Source organism: Photorhabdus stackebrandtii (assembly GCF_011189495.1).
Taxonomy (GTDB): domain Bacteria; phylum Pseudomonadota; class Gammaproteobacteria; order Enterobacterales; family Enterobacteriaceae; genus Photorhabdus; species Photorhabdus khanii.
This window is the reverse complement of sequence record NZ_PUJV01000176.1, coordinates 1-465: the sequence shown is the minus strand read 5'-3', so window position 1 is coordinate 465 and position 465 is coordinate 1. Positions and strand designations below refer to the sequence as shown.

Sequence of the window (465 nt, the reverse complement as noted above, 5' to 3'; positions counted from 1 at the left end):
CAGTACCCTAGCGAAGCCAAACGTTTCTATAAGGTGTTACCCAAAAGACTGAAGAAATATGGGCTGGAATTACACAGTGACAAATCGCAATTAATTCCCGCGGGTCACATAGCGGCAATGAGAGCCAGTCAGTCAGGAAATCGCCTGCCCACGTTTAATTTTCTGGGGTTTACCTGCTATTGGGGGAAAACGCGAAAAGGGCACTGGCGGCTGAAATTAACCAGCCGAAAAGACCGTTTAGAGCATAAAAAATCTATGATTCCCCTCGTTTTTGCAACACTAATTTTTGATGAATTTTTGGCTTGCTTAAATCTATCCGGCGTCACTGTAGGCAAGGGGCCTGCGCCTCGATGAGTTCCGCGCCTGATGAACCTTAAAACCTTGTCGGCTTGAAAGAGCCATTTTTTATGTTAGGTTTCTCATCAGGCCGGTAGGCCGTTCATGTCATCAATAATCAGTCTTCGC

General features: G+C 46.0%; 1 pseudogene. It reads left to right on the top strand.

Annotated features, from left to right (window positions below):
* Positions 1-249 (top strand): annotated as a pseudogene (locus C5470_RS22220) (group II intron reverse transcriptase/maturase); the annotation flags it as partial.
* Positions 250-465 lie beyond the last annotated feature (216 nt).